12 protein-coding genes, 1 other RNA gene and 1 other annotated feature are annotated in these 18,383 nt (G+C 36.2%); of the genes, 1 reads left to right on the top strand and 12 read right to left on the bottom strand.

All coding sequences use genetic code 11. The annotated features are described in order from the left end of the window. Nucleotides 1–82: 82 nt before the first annotated feature. The 10 genes from ACIQ4I_RS09970 to hisS all read right to left on the bottom strand — a co-directional run bounded on the left by ACIQ4I_RS09970 (nucleotide 83) and on the right by hisS (nucleotide 13,234). Nucleotides 83–1,876, bottom strand: a complete 1,794-nt coding sequence (locus ACIQ4I_RS09970; protein ID WP_403095819.1) for a S9 family peptidase — start codon at nucleotides 1,874–1,876, stop codon at nucleotides 83–85. Between the two features lie 275 nt (nucleotides 1,877–2,151). Next, nucleotides 2,152–2,847: a glucosamine-6-phosphate deaminase gene (locus ACIQ4I_RS09975; RefSeq protein WP_403095821.1), complete on the bottom strand. Its 696-nt coding sequence runs from the start codon at nucleotides 2,845–2,847 to the stop codon at nucleotides 2,152–2,154. 234 nt (nucleotides 2,848–3,081) lie between these two features. Beyond that, nucleotides 3,082–4,809 carry a phosphoenolpyruvate--protein phosphotransferase gene (ptsP, locus tag ACIQ4I_RS09980; protein ID WP_403095823.1) on the bottom strand — a complete coding sequence of 576 codons (1,728 nt, stop codon included), beginning with the start codon at nucleotides 4,807–4,809 and terminating at the stop codon, nucleotides 3,082–3,084. Next, nucleotides 4,803–5,072 (bottom strand): HPr family phosphocarrier protein, encoded by a 270-nt coding sequence (locus ACIQ4I_RS09985; protein WP_403095825.1) that lies wholly within the window; start codon nucleotides 5,070–5,072, stop codon nucleotides 4,803–4,805. Before ACIQ4I_RS09985 ends, ptsP begins: the two co-directional genes overlap by 7 nt. Nucleotides 5,073–5,366: 294 nt before the next feature. Then, entirely contained in the window at nucleotides 5,367–6,089 is a 723-nt protein-coding gene (locus ACIQ4I_RS09990; protein ID WP_403095827.1) for a GntR family transcriptional regulator, read from the bottom strand. 32 nt (nucleotides 6,090–6,121) lie between these two features. Next, nucleotides 6,122–7,279 (bottom strand): N-acetylglucosamine-6-phosphate deacetylase, encoded by a 1,158-nt coding sequence (nagA, locus tag ACIQ4I_RS09995; RefSeq protein ID WP_403095829.1) that lies wholly within the window; start codon nucleotides 7,277–7,279, stop codon nucleotides 6,122–6,124. 88 nt (nucleotides 7,280–7,367) lie between these two features. After that, nucleotides 7,368–9,305 carry an N-acetylglucosamine-specific PTS transporter subunit IIBC gene (nagE, locus tag ACIQ4I_RS10000; RefSeq protein WP_403095831.1) on the bottom strand — a complete coding sequence of 646 codons (1,938 nt, stop codon included), beginning with the start codon at nucleotides 9,303–9,305 and terminating at the stop codon, nucleotides 7,368–7,370. A 280-nt stretch (nucleotides 9,306–9,585) separates the two neighbouring features. Then, nucleotides 9,586–9,771: non-coding RNA, 6S RNA (ssrS, locus tag ACIQ4I_RS10005), on the bottom strand. 394 nt (nucleotides 9,772–10,165) lie between these two features. Then, entirely contained in the window at nucleotides 10,166–11,944 is a 1,779-nt protein-coding gene (gene aspS, locus ACIQ4I_RS10010; RefSeq protein WP_403095833.1) for an aspartate--tRNA ligase, read from the bottom strand. A 15-nt stretch (nucleotides 11,945–11,959) separates the two neighbouring features. Next, complete coding sequence (gene hisS / locus ACIQ4I_RS10015) at nucleotides 11,960–13,234, bottom strand: histidine--tRNA ligase (protein WP_403095835.1); 1,275 nt, start codon at nucleotides 13,232–13,234, stop codon at nucleotides 11,960–11,962. Between the two features lie 84 nt (nucleotides 13,235–13,318). Next, nucleotides 13,319–13,557 (bottom strand) — a binding site (T-box leader). A gap of 115 nt (nucleotides 13,558–13,672) precedes the next feature. On the opposite strand from hisS, the gene ACIQ4I_RS10020 reads away from it, so the two are divergent. Beyond that, nucleotides 13,673–15,502, top strand: coding sequence for an SH3 domain-containing protein (locus ACIQ4I_RS10020; RefSeq protein ID WP_403095837.1), 1,830 nt, complete (start codon nucleotides 13,673–13,675; stop codon nucleotides 15,500–15,502). A 223-nt stretch (nucleotides 15,503–15,725) separates the two neighbouring features. Here ACIQ4I_RS10020 and dtd read toward each other — a convergent pair whose 3' ends face one another. Together dtd and ACIQ4I_RS10030 are read right to left on the bottom strand one after the other, a co-directional pair. Continuing rightward, nucleotides 15,726–16,166, bottom strand: a complete 441-nt coding sequence (gene dtd / locus ACIQ4I_RS10025; RefSeq protein WP_403095839.1) for a D-aminoacyl-tRNA deacylase — start codon at nucleotides 16,164–16,166, stop codon at nucleotides 15,726–15,728. A 15-nt stretch (nucleotides 16,167–16,181) separates the two neighbouring features. Further along, nucleotides 16,182–18,377, bottom strand: a complete 2,196-nt coding sequence (locus ACIQ4I_RS10030) for a RelA/SpoT family protein (protein ID WP_403095841.1) — start codon at nucleotides 18,375–18,377, stop codon at nucleotides 16,182–16,184. Nucleotides 18,378–18,383: the final 6 nt, after the last annotated feature.

Below are 18,383 nucleotides of genomic sequence, written 5' to 3' on the forward strand. Positions count from 1 at the left end.
TGATAGGAGGTTTGTAAAGCTACTTAATATTCATCTTTTTCTTCAGTACTTTCAATTTTGTAAATAGTAATAATGTTTAATCTTATAAAATTATGTACGCATTAAAGAACTCCAGTATTTTCTCATATACGTATATTTCATTTGCCTTTTTCGTGAATCCATGTCCCTCATCATCTAGTACAATATACTCAACTTCTCGCCCATTTCCCTTCAATGCAGCAACGATTTGATCTGATTCCTTTTGAACAACACGTGGATCGTTCGCTCCTTGTATAACTAGCATAGGCTTCGTCATACCATCTAAATAAGTAATTGGCGAATCTGCTGTTAATCTTTCCTTATCCGTTTCTGGATCCCCTATCCATTGCTTCATATATGATGACCAAAACTCCGGAACAGACTCAATAAATGAAAATAAATTACTTGGACCAAAAATATCAACAACTGCTCTAAAGTAATCTGCATGTCGACCGTGTAATAGCAATGCCATATAGCCACCATAGCTACCACCTAAAAGCAGCATTTTATCCCGGTCTGCATAGCCCTTTTTAATAAGCCACTCAACCCCAGTAATATTATCAAGACGTGGGCCATGACCCCAATCCCCCTCAACCATTTTCATAAAGTTTAAACCGTAATTCGATGAGCCTCTAAAGTTAGGAGCAAAAATAGAGTAACCCTGGTTAACAAGGAATTGGAACATTGCTCGAAATGATTTACGTTCAATTGATTGTGGACCACCATGTGGCCATAAAATAACATAACCATTCGAATTTTCTTCCTTCGCATTAAACAAAAGTGCTTCAATTTCTAAACCATCAAACGATGGATAACTTAGCACTTCAGGTTCTATCAAATCCTCATCTCGAACACCTGGTACTCTATAGTGTGTTATTTCAAACCAAGTACTTCCCATGTCCTTTGATATAAAAATATTATTAGGTTTCGTAGATGTTTTTCCAAGCAAATATAAATGTCCGCTTGGCATAATAACCATTTTCTCAATAATATCAACAGGTATTTCGATTTTTTCACATTTTCCATCTTCAACTGTATAACGATAAAGCCGGTCGGCTACACCATAGGAACCAACTATATATAGTGCTTGTTCTTTTTTCGAATAATAAATACTAGTAAAATCTTCTTTTTCTAATTGAAACAACTTTGTAAATTGTTTCGAATGAATATCAAATTTTGCTAAATAGCTAATATCGTCATCGTAGTTTGTTAAAAAATATATTTCGGCTTCAGAAGTATAAATAATATCTGATACTGTATGCTGCTTATCTGTTAGTGGCGTGAGCAATACGCTCTCATCATCACTTTGTACATATGCTAAGGTATATGTATTACCAAATTGTTTTATATAAACAAATGATTTTTCCTCTGGGCTAACTGTTGCAATAAAAGTAGGCGCAATACTTCCCTCTAATAGTAGCTTTTCCTTACCATTCTCAATGTCATAAACGAGACTATTTAAATACTTCGCATTTCCAGCTGTAGTTGAATAATAAAGACGTCGACCATCCTCAGACAAATGGGCGTAGAAATGACGTTCTCCCTCATTATTACGAATTGGTACTAAGTTTCCTCCCTCAGGTGCAATCGCATAAATTTGACTATTTTCATCTCCATCTTTATCAAATCCAACTAAAAGGAAATCACCTGTTTTCGAATAGCTAATAAAATCTGACGCTTGATTATTAAAAGTCATTGGATACGGAAATTTTTTCTCAACATCCATTCCCCATAGATTAAAATGCCCATTTAAATTCGTACTTAATACTAGCTGCTTTTCATCAGGACTAACTGAAAAATCACTAACAGTTAAAATTTGAAAAAACTGGGTAACTTTTGGCTTTTTAAACTGAATCATTCCTAATCCTCTTTTCTTATAAATTTTCTCTTATTAATATTTCTTATTGCTTTCCATTCCTTAAATTAATAGGTATGAGCTACTTCGCTTTATATGTGCCGTATTATATCAATAAAACATTTCTGAATTTTCTTTTAATTATACATGATAAAAAGGAATTTATGGAGTTATATTCCAATAAACGTCGTATTTTTTGAAAAAAAAAGATCCAAAATGTATTCTTACATCAAGGATCTTCTCATTAGCTTATGAATATTATTTTTCCTTCAATTTTTTTACAAATTCAAATTAGTTAGAATAATGACGTTATCATGTCCTTTTAATACGGTTACGGGTATCTCTTCAGTCATCTCACCATCTATTAAGGCTTGGATTGCGTCTCTTTTTTTCTCTCCCACTGCGATGAGTAGAATTTGATGTGCACGCATAATAGAAGCAATTCCCATTGTTATTGCGTGTTTTGGCACCTCATCAATTGATTCAAAGAAGCGAGCATTTGCTTGTCTTGTAGATTCTGTTAATGTTACAACATGTGTCTCACTTGAAAAAGATGATCCAGGTTCGTTAAAACCAATATGACCGTTTTCGCCGACGCCTAATAATTGAAAATCAAGATCTAATGATTTTAATATATTCTCATAGTTTACTGCTTCCATTTCTGGATTTTCAGCCTCACCATTTGGCAAATAGGATTCTTCAAATGATTTTGTATTGAATAGTTGCTTTTGCATAAAGGAAATGTAACTTTGTTGGTGTTTTTTTGGTAACCCTACATATTCATCCAAATTTACGCTCTTGCAGTTTGAAAAATCTAGAGAACTATTTCGAATACGCTCATACAGAGGTAGCATCGTCCCACCGGTTGCAAGACCAAAAGTTTTTGCACCATTATTTTTTTGTTCTTCTAAAATCGAAAAAGCTCTATCAAATAATTGATCTAAATTTTGAATAGATTCTAGTTGTATTGTCATATTACACCTCATATTTTCTTCAATCCGAATTTGAATAATAATGTTTACAATAGGGACATGAAGGTTTTATTTTCCTATTATCGAGCTGTTACTCAAAAAATTACCGACACCCTATTCTATATTGAGGTGTCGGCAAACAACCTATTGTTATTATAAACTGAAACTTCATGCAGTGGGGAGTTATCATGAACCCCACTTATCCACTTGAGATCGCTTGGATATTGAAATGAGATCTTACTGCTGCTCATTAGTGCTGGTTAAATGCATCTTCACATATCGTGAAACCTCATTAGCAGTTTTAAGCTTGAAAATTTCATCTAGATGTTGCGCTAGCTGCTCTTTAGATAATTGAGCAATCTGCGCTCGTGTATGTAATATAGACGAAGCGCTCATAGAAAATTCATCTAATCCTAGTGCTAGTAAAATAGGGATTGCCACTTCATCTCCTGCCATTTCTCCACACATCCCTACCCACTTACCTTCTTTATGTGCTCCTTCGATAACCATTTTTACTAACCGTAAAATAGCTGGATGATATGGTTGATATAGATAGGAAACTTTTTCATTCATACGGTCTGTAGCAAGTGTATACTGGATTAAATCATTTGTCCCAATTGATAAGAAGTCTGCTTCCTCAGCAAACTTGTCGGCAATAACGGCAGCTGAAGGAATTTCAACCATCATGCCGATTTCGATGGTATGACTAACTTTCACGCCGCTTGATAATAGATTTTGACGCTCTTCTTCTAATAATCCTTTTGCTTGTCTAAACTCTTCAAGTGTAGCAATCATAGGGAACATGATTTTCAAATTCCCATAAACACTTGCGCGAAGTAATGCACGAAGTTGGGTACGAAACAATTCGGTGTCATCCAGGCATAGACGAATGGCACGGTGACCTAAAAACGGATTCATCTCTTTGTCCATCTTCAAGTATGACAACTCTTTATCTCCGCCAATATCCAAAGTACGGACAACAGTAGGTTTTCCATTCATTTTTTCAAGAACTGTTTTGTATGCGATAAATTGTTCTTCTTCAGTTGGTAATTCCTCACGGTCCATATATAAAAACTCTGTACGGAAAAGACCTACTCCATCTCCACCATTTGAAAGTACGGCTTCAACATCAGCCGGTTTACCGATATTACCAGCAATTTCAACATGATACCCATCTGCACTTATACTTGGTGATTCTTTATAGTGTTCTAACAATTTACGTTCATCGTTATAAACTTGTTGCGCCAATCGATAGGTAGCAGTAATTTCATCTGATGCATCAACTATTACTACACCTTTTGATCCATCTAAAATAACAGACGTACCATGTAGAATATCATTTGTCGCTGTTTTCGTGCCAACGACAGCTGGGATCTCCATTGTTCTTGCTAAAATTGCAGAGTGGGATGTACGTCCACCTATATTTGTAACAAATCCTTTTACATGGGTTTTGTTCAACTGTGCAGTCATAGAAGGGGTTAAATCTTCTGCAATAATTATGACATCCTCATTTAAGTGGTTATAATCGGGAATTTCCACATTCAATAGCTTTGCTAATAATCGTTTGGATACATCTCTAATGTCTGCTGCTCTTTCCTTCATATAGTCGTTATCCATCGTTTCAAACATTCCGATAAACATTGTAGAAATTTCATCAAGAGCGGATTCTGCATTTATTCCTTCATCGATTTTACTTTCAATCATTCCTAACATTTCTGGATCTTCTAAAACTAAAAGATGCGCTTGGAAAATAGCTGCTTTTTCATCCCCAAACTTTGCTTTTGCTTGATCACGAATTTCTTCAAGTTCAACCTTTGCATTAACGATAGCATTTCTTAAACGCACCTTTTCTTTATCAGTATCTTGAATCGAAATCTTCTCAAAGGATAGATCTTGCTCAATTATGCAATATGCAGTTGCAATCGCAATTCCGTTTGAAACCGCAATTCCTTTTAGCTCTAGCATTCCTCTCCAATACCTTCTGTTGTGATCACCGATGCGACTTTAGCTAATAGTTTATCTGCATTTGCTCCTTCTGAAGAAATAGTAATCGTTGAGCCAGAAGGAATACCAAGAGACATAACGCCCATGATTGATTTCATATTCACCGATCTTCCTTTATAAGAAAGTTGTACTTCTGAAGAAAAAGGAGTTACCGCTTGAACTAGTAATGTACAAGGTCTTGCATGTAATCCTTCTGCTGCTGTTATGATAAATTGTTTTTCCATGAAAAACGCCTCCAATTTTAATTAAAATTTATGCGATGTTAATATCGCTCTATTAAAGAATCGTTATTTTTATCTGCATTTTTCACACCGACACTACAAAAAACAGGAAATATCTTATGATTTTGCGCCATGTTATCAACCACTTGGCTAATCAATTCATTTAATATAGTAGCCCTTATAATGGTAGAAATCGGACATATTGTACAACTTCGTTTGTTTCTTTTGGATCACCTGCATTTTTCAGGTACTTCTTGAATTTGTCTATGAACTTCCTGAAAATAAGTTTGCACGATCTCACCTCTTAATTTCACTTATAAATTTATAACGATCTGCTCGATATGCACTACGAACAACTTCAAATGGTTGCCCATTTGCTAAGTAACTCGTTCTCTTAATAATTAGAACAACTCCTGTAGCTTCCAACTTTAAATATTTCGCATCCTCTTTCGTGACAATTGTAGCTTCCATTTGTTGAATGGCGTTATTAATTTCAAATCCATATTTATTTTCTACAAGATTATATAATGATCCTTGAAGATCCTCTTCATTTAAGTCTGGTAAAAGTTTTACTGGTATATAAGTTCTTTCAATCGCCATTGGTTTATGATCTGCATTTCTAATTCGGGCGATGAAAAATACTTCTTCATTATCCATAAGCTTAAAGTCCTCTCTTATATCATAAGGAGGTAATTGTTTTTCAAACGTAACAATATTACTACTTGGTTCCATCCCTCTAGCCCGCATATCTTCTGTAAAACTCGTTAATCCATTTAATGGCTGTTCAAATTTAGGACTGGCCACGAACGTACCTCGTCCCTTCTCACGATAAAGAAAACCATCATTAACCAATTGTGTGATTGATTGTCTTACGGTCATTCTGCTCACAGTAAATGTCTCAGAAAGCTCTCTTTCTGAAGGAATTGCACAACCAACGGCATATTCGCCATGTGAAATTTTCTCTTTTAAAATTTCTTCTATCTGTACATAAATAGGTACATGTGAATTCTTGTCGACCAACTAATTCAACACCTTTTGCAATAATAATGATTCTATCCAAATATTACTTTACCGTTTTTTATCGTTTTTTGTATAGCGAGATCTTGATCAAGGAGTATTAAATCTGCATCATACTGCTCTTTAATCTTTCCTTTTCCTTTTAAATTCAATTGTTTTGCAGCATTTGAAGAGGACATTGCAACAAGTTCCTGTAGAGTACAATTTGTTGCTTTCTTCATATTACGTACAGCAGCATCCATCGTTAGTACACTACCTGCTAATGCTCCATTTGTAAGATGTGCCCCTTTTTCTGAGACGTGTACTAATTGACCACCTAAATCGTAATCTCCAAACGGTACTCCTTTAGCACGCATGGAATCTGTGATTAAGATGATATTTTCAGCACCTTTCATCTTATAGGCAAGATTTACAGCTTGTGGGTGAGCATGAACAAAATCGACTATAATTTCAGCTTTAATCTCTGGTAACAATAAGGTTCCCCCAACAACTCCGGGTTCACGGTGATGAAAAGGTCTCATTTGATTATATAAATGTGTTCCTTGTTTTGCACCGAGTGATACAGCTTTTTGCATATCATCAAATGTTGCATCAGAGTGTCCAATCGATACAACGATTCCTTGTTTTGCAAGTTCTTCAACTAATCCAAAACCACCTTCAACTTCAGGAGCTACCGTTACTTCTTTAATACGATTGCCACTTAATTGTTGCCAATGTTTAAATTGTTCAATCGTAGGAGGAACAATATTTTGAAGGGGCTGTGCACCAGCACGTTTTTTTGAAATGAATGGTCCTTCTACATGAACGCCAATAATTTCCGCCTCATTTTCAGCACTTTTGAATACTGCTAAATTCCTTAGTGCATCCTCAATTTCTCCTGATGACTGTGTCATAGTTGTAGCTAAATAACTTGTTGTTCCTTCTTTTACTAATGACTTAGCCATTGTATGAAGTGCTTCCGGCGTTGCATCCATAGTATCTTTTCCTGCAGAACCATGGATATGCATATCAATATAGCCTGGAAAAAGGTAATGATTTGAACCATCTATTTTTTCATCAGCTGTAAAATTTAATTGTATCCCTATCTTCTTAATTTTTCCATTTTCAATATAGATATCTAAATTTCCTTTAATTTCATCATTATTTACTATTGTTACATTTTGAATTAGTAATGATTGTGTCAATCGGAACATCTCCTAAGAATAAGCCAGGCGTTAACCTGGCTTAAAATACTAATGGCTTCCATTATAATCGAATAGTTTGTTTTATCGATTGAAGTTTTTATTTGATATTAACAATATTTGCAGTTCCACTTCTTTGATAACCTGTTTTTTCTAAAGTAACTGTTTTACCTTGAGAATTCGTGAAAATGACAGGCGTTACAATTGATGGAACGTTTGCTTTTACATAATTTAAATCGACTTTAATTAATGCATCTCCACGTTGGATCAACTGATCTTGCTCTACTAGTAATTCAAAACCCTCGCCATTTAATTTTACTGTATCAAGACCAATATGAATCAATACTTCAACACCTGTATCTGTAACTAAACCAATCGCATGTTTCGTAGGGAAAATCATCATAACTTTACCATCAACTGGTGAATTAAAAATATTCCCTTTAGGTATAATACCGAATCCAGGTCCCATCATTCCTGAGGAAAATGCTTGATCAGGAACTTCTGATAGAGGAATAATTTCTCCTGTTACAGGCATTTCAAAATCTTCTAACTTAAATGTTGTAATAGTATCCACAATTTTTTCTAAATCTTCTGCGGCAACGGTTGAATTTGGTACAGGATTTCCTTTTGCAAGACGTTTTTTCATCGCTACAGCTAAGAATTCAACAGATGTACCAATGATTACTTGGACATTTGTTTTACTAATACGCATTGTGCCACGTGCACCGTACTTTTTTAGTTCTTTTTCGTCTACTTGATCTGCGTCTTTTACAGTTAAGCGAAGACGTGTCGTACAATAATCAACTTGTTGAATATTTTCTATCCCACCTAATCCTTCAATTGTGTGATAAGCTTTCGCGTCAAGTACTTCATCTTCATTACCTTCTATTGCTTGAGCATCCTCATCTTCGTCTTCACGACCTGGTGTTTTCAAATCTAATTTGATAATTAGGAAATAGAACACTACAAAGTAAATTGCCGCAAAAGCTAAGCCAAGAGGTATTAATAATAATGGCTTTTGAGCAATACCAAGGTTTAGTAAGTAATCGATTAACCCAGCTGAGAAGCCAAATCCATCATGGATACCTAATGTCGAAGCAACAATTAATGAAACCCCAGTTAAGATAGCATGAATCACATATAATACTGGAGATAAGAACATAAAAGTAAATTCAATTGGTTCTGTTACACCTGTGATAAATGCAGTTAAGGCAATAGATATGAACATACCACCAACCACAGCACGTTTTTCTTTTTTAGCTGCAAAGTACATTGCAAGACATGCTGCTGGTAAACCAAACATCATGATTGGGAAGAAACCTGCTTGGAAGATCCCTGCAGTTGGGTCTCCAGCTAAGAAGCGTGGAATATCTCCTTTTACAACTTCACCTGCTGCATTTGTAAATTTACCGAAGTCAAACCAAATAATTGTATTTATGACATGGTGTAAACCAACTGGAATTAATAAACGGTTAAAGAAACCATAGGCACCTACTCCTAATGCACCAGCCCCTATCATCCAGTTACCACCTGCATCAATAACATTTTGTATTGGTCCCCATACAAATGCTAAAATCCCTGAAAGTACTGCCATTGTAATCGATGTAATAATGGGAACAAACCTTCTACCACCGAAGAATGACAACCATTCTGGGAATTTTACATTGTAAAATTTATTGTATAAAAGACCAGCAACTATACCTGCTATAATACCGCCAAAAACGCCCATATTTAAATTTTCGTTAATCTTTTCTAATACTCCTGTTAATATTAAATGGGCAATTGCACCAGCTAGTGCTGCACCACCACTGTTATCGAAAGCAAGCCCCATTGCAATACCAATCGCAAAAATAATTGGTAAATTACCCAAAATCGCGTCTCCGGATGCAGCCATAATGTGCGCAATAATTTGTACGAATTTCACATCGAAGCTACCAAGCATATCATCTGAACCTAAACGTAGAAGCAATGCTGCTGCAGGTAATGTGGCAATCGGAAACATTAAAGACTTACCGATTTTTTGTAAAAAACCTAACATGATCTACACTCTCCTTTGTTTTTTAATTCTATTGGTATAGTTGTCTATACCAATTTTAAAGCGCTTTCATAGATTTCCAATAAGTTTTTATGTAATGTATTCGATTCCCCCTTTTATTCAAAAGAATATTTTCTCTTCTGAGAAACTTTCTGTGTAACATCGCTATTTCATATATTCTATGTTTCTTTTCAATTCTTATTCTTTAAAATTTTTTTATAGAACGATATAAAATAAAACCTCTGATTCTATAAGAATCAGAGGTTATTAGTCTCTTAAAGGAACAAATCCCAATTGTGCCGTTGATTTTTTTTCAAATCGCTTTGAACCCGCTCTCTTGCAGGTGGGTGTCGTATTTGAAACTTTAAAGGTCCCATGACGGGCATGTTTGCCATTTCAAAATGCCAACTCCCAACGATACTATGTTCGGTCAAAACTGATTAAGTTTCATCGAACACATCAGGATTTGTTGTTGAGTTAATATTAACACGAATGTTCAGAAAAATCAAAAATTAATAAGAACATTTTAAGGATAAATTTATGAAAATAAATAGACCCTTTGCCATTTCTTGATTGGCAAAGGGTTTGTAATAGTTATCTAGAAACTCGTTCCGCTTTTAGTCTTATCCAGTTTTGGGCGCTAACTTTTCGGGGCAAATAACCTCCCCGCTGTGAGGCAAAAAGCGCCTCTTCGCGTGAAGAACATTTGACCGACAAAGCTGAACGAGCGTCCTTCGCTTTTAGTCTTATCTAGCTGCGGACGCTAGCTTTTCGGGGCAAATGACCTCCCCGCTGCGAGGCAAAAAGCGCCTCTTCGCGTGAAGAACATTTGACCGACAAAGCTGAACGAGCGTCCTTCGCTTTTAGTCTTCGTCAGCTAGTGTTTTTGTGCGGATGTGTAAGTCATCTAATTGAGCTGTTGCAACTGTGCTTGGAGCATCAGTAAGCAAGCAACTAGCCGATGCTGTTTTAGGGAACGCAATTGTATCACGTAGGTTGTCACGACCAGCTAGTAGCATAATGAAACGGTCAAGACCGAATGCTAAACCACCATGTGGCGGAACACCATATTCAAAGGCATCCATTAAGAAACCAAATTGTTCTTGTGCTTGTTCTTGAGTGAACCCTAGCACTTCGAACATTTTTTCTTGTAGGTCTTTTTCGTAAATACGAAGTGAACCACCACCAAGTTCGTAACCGTTAAGTACCATATCGTAAGCTTGTGCACGAACTTCACCAGGAGCTGTGTCCATTTTTTCAAGATCTTCATCGAATGGACGAGTGAATGGATGGTGAGCTGCTGTGTAGCGACCTTCTTCTTCTGCGTATTCAAGTAATGGCCAATCAGTAATCCATAAGAACGCGAATTGAGATTCATCGATTAAGCCTAGTTCTTTACCTAATTTTTTACGAAGAGCTCCAAGAGAATCAGCAACAACAGATTTTTTATCTGCTACGAATACTAATGTATCGCCCGGCTCTGCTTTCATACGTTCTACTAATTTTTGACCGAATTCATCTTGGAAGAATTTACCGATTGGTCCAGTAAGACCTTCTTCAGTAACTTTAATCCATGCAAGACCTTTTGCACCATAACGACCAACGAATTTAGTTAATTCATCTAAGTCTTTACGAGAGTATTTATCGTTTGAACCTTTGATGTTAATACCTTTTACTTGTTTACCATCTTCAACAGTTTGAGCGAAGACTTTGAAGTTACATCCAGCAACTACATCAGAAAGCTCGATTAATTCTAAACCGAAGCGAACATCTGGTTTATCTGAGCCGTAACGTGACATTGCTTCGTCATATTTCATACGTTGGAATGGACGTGGAACATCGATTCCTTTGATTTCTTTCATTACTTTTTGGATTAAACGTTCGTTAATATCAAGAATTTCCTCTTGCGTTAAGAAGCTCATTTCCATATCAATTTGAGTGAATTCTGGTTGACGGTCAGCACGTAAGTCTTCGTCACGGAAGCAACGAGCTATTTGGAAATATTTTTCAAATCCAGATACCATCAATAATTGTTTAAACAATTGTGGTGATTGTGGTAGTGCGTAGAATTCGCCTTCGTGTACACGTGATGGTACAAGATAGTCACGTGCGCCTTCTGGAGTTGATTTTGTTAAGATTGGTGTTTCAACTTCTAGGAAACCTTCATCTTGTAAAAAGTTACGAATAATTTTTGTTACGTCAGAACGTAATTTGAATGTGTTGTACATTACAGGACGACGTAAGTCTAGGTAACGGTATTTTAAACGTAAATCTTCGTTTACTTGGATACGATCCTCAATTTGGAATGGTGGTGTTTTTGCTTTGTTGATTAAAGTAACTTTATCAACGTAAACTTCGATTTCACCAGTATCTAAGTTCGGGTTGATCATTTCTGGTGTACGAGGACGTACTTCACCTTCTATTTCGATAACATATTCGCTTCGGAATGTATCTGCAAGATCTAACGCTTCTTGAGAGTTTTCTGGTGTGAACACAACTTGTGTTAAACCAGTTCTGTCACGTAAATCGATGAAGATTAATCCACCGAAGTCACGACGGTATTGTACCCAACCTTTTAATACAACGCGCTCGCCAACGTTTTCCGCGCGCAATACTCCACATTCATGTGTACGTGTTGCCATGTATAATTCCTCCAATTATTGTTCTTTCTGTTTCGTTAAATAGTTTACTAAATCATGGAATGGAACCATTTCTTGATTGCCTGTTGCCATGTGTTTAACATTTGCTTGTTGTTCAGCTAATTCTGATTCGCCAAGTACAATAACCCATGTAGCTTTTTGACGGTCAGCTGATTTCATTTGTGCTTTCATTTTACGATTTGAATAATCTATTTCAGTAGAAATGCCTTTTGCACGGAAAGAACTTGCTAATTCTACAGCTTTTAGTTTAGCTTCATCATCCATAGCAACAATGTACATATCTAATTGATTTTCGGTATCCAACTCTTTTCCTTCAGCTTCTAAAGCTAATAGTAAACGTTCGATACTCATTGCAAATCCAATACCAGGTGATTCAGGGCCACCTATTTCTTCTACAAGACCGTTATAACGACCTCCACCACATAATGTTGTGATGGCACCTAATCCCTCAGCGGTACTCATGATTTCAAAAGTAGTATGGTTATAGTAATCTAAACCACGAACAAGATTTGGATCTACTTCATAAGAAATACCAAGTACATCTAAATATTTTTTCACTTGTTCGAAATAGTTTGCAGATTCTTCATTTAAGTAATCTGTTAAGGCTGGTGCTGTCGCCATTAACGGATGATCGTGATCCACTTTACAATCTAAAATACGAAGTGGATTTTTTTCAAGGCGTGATTGACAGTCTGAGCAAAATTCGTGAATATGTGGTTCAAAATGTTTCACTAAAGCTTCACGGTGTTTTGCACGAACATCATGGTCTCCAAGTGAATTAATCACTAATTTTATATCTTTAAGACCAGCTGCCTCATAAACATTCATCGCAAGGGCAATAGTTTCTGCGTCAATTGCTGGATCTTTACTACCAATTGCTTCTACGCCAAATTGTACGAATTGACGATAGCGCCCCGCTTGTTGTCGTTCATAGCGGAACATTGGTCCAATATAAGATAATTTAACTGGTTGATCTGGTTGACCGAACATTTTATGTTCAACGTATGAACGCACAACTGCTGCTGTACCTTCTGGACGAAGAGTAAGTGAACGATCGCCACGGTCTTTAAATGTGTACATTTCCTTTTGCACGATATCTGTCGTATCGCCTACACCACGTTGAAATAGCTCAGTGGATTCAAAAATAGGTGTGCGAATTTCTTGGTAACGGTAAACTTGGCAAAGATGGCGGATGATTTCCTCAACCTTTTGCCATTTTTCTGTTTGGCCCGGTAAAATATCTTGTGTGCCTCTAGGTACTTTAAAACTCATACACAGTTCTCCTTTCTATTCATGAACAGCTTCAACGTAAGATTTTCCGCATTTAATAAAAAAAGCTCCCGCCCCTTGCTTAACGCAAGGGACGAGAGCTATATATGCTTCCGCGGTTCCACCCTAGTTGATTTAGCTTTTACTTACTAAATCCTCTCAAATCGGATAACGGCCGATTCCGTTTTCCCCTACTGGATTACTCGTTCGAAGAAAAACCTCACAAGTGTTTTTCACTAATCGGTACAATAGAAAAGATTTCAGCCACGTCTTTTCCTCTCTTAAAAGTACTGCTTGATTGTTACTTTCTTGGTCATAGGCATTTAATAATCATACAGATTACTTCATATCATATCATTTCCAAGAAATATGTCAACTATTTAAAAAAACCTATAGTTTTTTATGTCTTTTCAATTTACAATGGAAGAAAGGAGGGAAATCATGAATACAAAAAGACTATATATAGCGACTATTGTCTCAATTTGTCTAATATTAGTCGTTTCTATGTTCGCAGTAATTCCAAAAGCAGATGCAGCTACGACAAATTTGAAGGTAACAGCAAATGCACTAAATATTAGAAGTATGCCCAACACTAGTTCAAAAGTTCTGTTATCCGTTAAGAAGAATACAACTGTAACAAAGCTCTCAAAAAGTGGTAACTGGTATCAAGTGAAGTATAAGAATGTAAAAGGCTGGGCATCAGCCAAATATTTAAAAACGGTTACACCTACCGTTTCAACCGCTTCTCTAACTTCGAAAATCGTTACTTCTAAAACGGACAACTTGAATATTCGTCAAACTAACTCCGCTGCTTCTAAGTCTCTTGGAAAATTAAACAAAGGAAAGACAGCTACATATATTCAACAAAAGAATGGCTGGGTGAAAATTAAAACAGCAAGCATTACTGGTTGGGTAAATGCCACTTATGTGACGATTTCAAACAAAAATTCAACAGCATCAAAACCTAAAATTACGAATGCCAAAGAGAATTTATACTTTGTCGTCAATGCAAACTCATTATCTGTACGTTCAGAACCTTCATCAAGTTCTAAAAAATTAGATTACGTATATAAAAATGAATCTTTGCAAATCTCACGTATAGCAAGTAATGGTTGGGTAGAAGTTACATATCAAACAGGAAAAAAAGGCTGGGTATCTGGTAAATACGGTACACAAAAAGTTAAAGAGCCCACAACTAGTTCCATCACCGTAGTAGTGCCAGAAGAAACAACTTACTATTATGTAACAGAACGTACCGGTTTAACAATGCGTGACAATTATAGCGCTAGTGCTGAATCGCTTGGACAAGACGTACCGTTTGAAACAAAAGTCCAAATTTTAAAACAAGCAAGTAATGGTTGGATTTATGTAAGTTATAATGATGTTGAGGGTTGGATTAATGGTAGTACATACTATGGGTTTGCTTCAACAGCGGACATCTCATTTACAGCAAGTGTCCCTTCCAAAACACAATATTTTGTTATGAAATCTAGTACTTTAAATGTTCGATCATTACCAACAACTGCTGCGCCATCACTTGGCAAAGTATCAAAAGGTAATTTCTTTAAAGTATTACGCGTTTCAAATAACAATTGGGTAGAAGTTCAGTATAACTCAAAACAAAAAGGTTGGATTTCAGCTAATACAACTAGCAGTAAAATTACTACCAAAAAACCTACAACAACTGTATCTGACAGTGTTAAAGGCTCCTTAGCTGGCATTAAAATTGTCATTGACCCTGGTCACGGTAGACAAGATAGTGGTGCATCAGGTAATGGCGTAGTTGAAAAAACATTGAACTTAAAAGCTGCAAAAGCAATTCAAACTGCAATTGAAAATGTTGACGGCACTGTGTACATGACACGTACAACTGATAATCAATTTTTAACACTTGATGAGCGTGCTGGATATGCGAAGCAAAAAGGTGCGAACGCCTTTATCAGCGTGCATCATAATTCAGGTCCTTCTTCCGCTACTGGCTATGAAAGTTATTATTCAACTTCTGCTAGAGTAAGTAGCGCAAAGTTCGCAGAAGCAATTCATGAAGGAATAAAGGATGCTATTAAAGAAGAATATCCAAGCTATAGTGACCGTAAATTAAAGAAAGTGGATTACTATGTTGTAAGATATAATTCTGTAGTATCTGTACTATTAGAACTTGGATTCGTTTCCAATTCTTCTGATGCTAAATTAGTAAATAGTGATCATTATCGTGAAACTGTTGCTGAAGGCGTTGTAAACGGTCTTCTTGCATACTATGGTCGTGACTAATTAAAATACTCAAAATTGAGCAATCATATCATTTGATATGATTGCTTTTTTTGTGAATAAAGGAGAAGTGAATACCCCGAAGCTCCTGTACCTGACGCTATCACTTTTGGTACAAATAAGATTAGCCGGATTAATTGGGTTGGAGCCAAAACTCGTGTTTGTTTTTATATACAGCAAAAAACCCCTAATCATTCTTCAATAATGATCAGGGATTTCTTCATACTTATTTAGATTCAATTAACATAGTAACTGGTCCGTCATTGATTAATTTTACATCCATCATAGCACCGAATACTCCTGTTTCAACATGTAAGCCGAGTGCGCAGAGTGTACTGTTGAAGTATTCCCATAATGGTAAGGCGTCTTCTGGACGAGCCGCATCGGTAAAGCTTGGACGATTACCTTTTCTAGTATCAGCATACAAAGTAAATTGAGATACTGATAAAATGTCCCCTCCATGCTCTTTAATAGAGTGATTCATCTTACCCTCTTCATCTTCCCAAATACGCATTTTTGCAATCTTTTTTGCAATATAGTCTGCATCATCTTTTGTATCACCATGTGTAATTCCGACTAGTAACACATAGCCTTTGGCAATCTTCCCAGTCACCTTACCATCTACAGTGACAGATGCTTCTTTACTTCGTTGTAAGACTACTCTCATGCTAAATCTCCTATCTTAGTGCATAACACGTTGTACTGAATAGATATCAGGAATTTGTTTAACCCGATCTACCACTTTATATAAATGATGAATATGACGTATTTTTAATGTCAGATTGATCGTAGCGAATTTATCTCGATCTGTGCGAGCACTTATTCCACTAATCGATGTTTTTGTTTCCGTTACAACTTGTATTACTTCGTTTAACATACCTACACGGTCAAAGCCTGAGATTTCGATATCGACATCAAATAATTTTTGTTCCTGTTCTAAATTTTGTTCCCAATCAACATCGATCAATCGTTCATGCTCTTCTGATGTTTGGATATTTGGACAATCTGCACGATGAACAGATACACCTCGACCTTTCGTAATAAAGCCAACGATTTCATCGCCTGGTACAGGATTACAGCAACGAGATAAACGGATTAATAGATTTTCTAACCCTTTAACAACAACACCTGTTTCAGTTACTTTTTGTTTTGCAGGTGATTTCATCTCTTTCGTAATTTTTTCTATCACTTCTTCTTGAGAACGTTGTTTTCTGACACGTTCTGCAAGACGATTCACGACTTGCAATGCTGTCATACCGTTAAATCCAACAGCTGCTACTAAGTCATCCTCATTCGCATAATTTAATTTTTCACATACTCGTTTAAAGTTTTCAGGCGTTAAAATTTCTTTTGGATCATAGCCTTGTTCAATGATTTCTTTTTCAATCATTTCACGGCCTTTGTTCACATTGTCTTCACGTAATTGCTTTTTAAAGAATTGCTTAATCTTATGCTTTGCTTGTGAAGATTGTGCGATATTCAACCAATCTCGACTCGGACCAAATGATTGTTTGGATGTCATGATTTCTATAATATCGCCAGTTTTTAAAGGGGTGTCTAACGGTACCATTTTGCCATTTACTTTTGCACCTATTGTTTTGTTCCCGATTTCTGAGTGAACTCGATAAGCAAAGTCAATTGGTACAGAACCAGCTGGTAACTCGATAACATCACCTTTAGGAGAAAATACATAAACCATGTCAGAGAATAAATCGAATTTCAATGATTCCATGAATTCTTCCGCATTGGATGATTCGTTTTGGAATTCTAATATTTCGCGGAACCATGTTAATTTATTGTCAATATTTGATTTGTTATTTTCAATATTCTTGCCCTCTTTATATGCCCAGTGAGCAGCAACCCCGAACTCTGCAATTTTATGCATTTCTTTGGTACGGATCTGCACTTCTAGCGGATCCCCATAAGGTCCGATTACAGTTGTATGAAGGGATTGATAAAGATTTTGCTTTGGCATTGCAATATAGTCTTTGAAGCGACCTGGCATTGGTTTCCAAAGTGTATGCACAATACCAAGTACTGCGTAGCAATCTTTAATACTATCTACTATAACGCGAACAGCTAGCAAGTCGTAGATTTCATTAAATTGCTTGTTTTGTAAAACCATTTTGCGATAAATACTATAAATATGCTTTGGACGACCAGATAAATCCGCATTAATATGGATATCATCCAGTTGAAGGTGAACCTCTTCCATTACAGATTTTAAATAATCTTCACGTTCTACACGTTTTCGTTTCATTAAGTTCACGATACGATAATATTGCTGTGGATTTAGATATCGTAACGCAGTATCTTCTAGCTCCCATTTAATAGCTGACATTCCTAGTCGGTGTGCCAACGGAGCAAAGATTTCAAGTGTTTCTTTTGAGATACGACGTTGTTTTTCAACAGGCAAATGTTTAAGCGTTCTCATATTATGTAATCTGTCTGCTAATTTGATGAGAATGACGCGGATATCCTGTGCCATTGCTACGAACATTTTACGATGATTTTCAGCCTGTTGTTCAGCTTTCGATTTATATTTAATCTTACCAAGCTTTGTTACACCATCTACAAGCATTGCAACTTCTTCACTAAATTGTTCTACAAGGTCCTCACGTGTGACAGAAGTATCCTCTACTACATCATGTAAGAAACCTGCTGCTACTGTTTCTGGATCCATTTGTAGATCAGCTAAAATACCAGCTACTTGTACAGGATGTAAGATATATGGCTCTCCTGAACTTCTGAACTGTTCTTTATGCGATTCTTTTGCTAGCTCATATGCTTTTTTTACAAATGCGACGTGTTCGTCATTCATATATGATGTAAGAATTGCGAAAACTTCTTCTGCTGTCATCACTTGATCTTTCGCCATGTTAGC

The organism is Rummeliibacillus sp. NPDC094406, from assembly GCF_044763875.1.
GTDB lineage: Bacteria > Bacillota > Bacilli > Bacillales_A > Planococcaceae > Rummeliibacillus.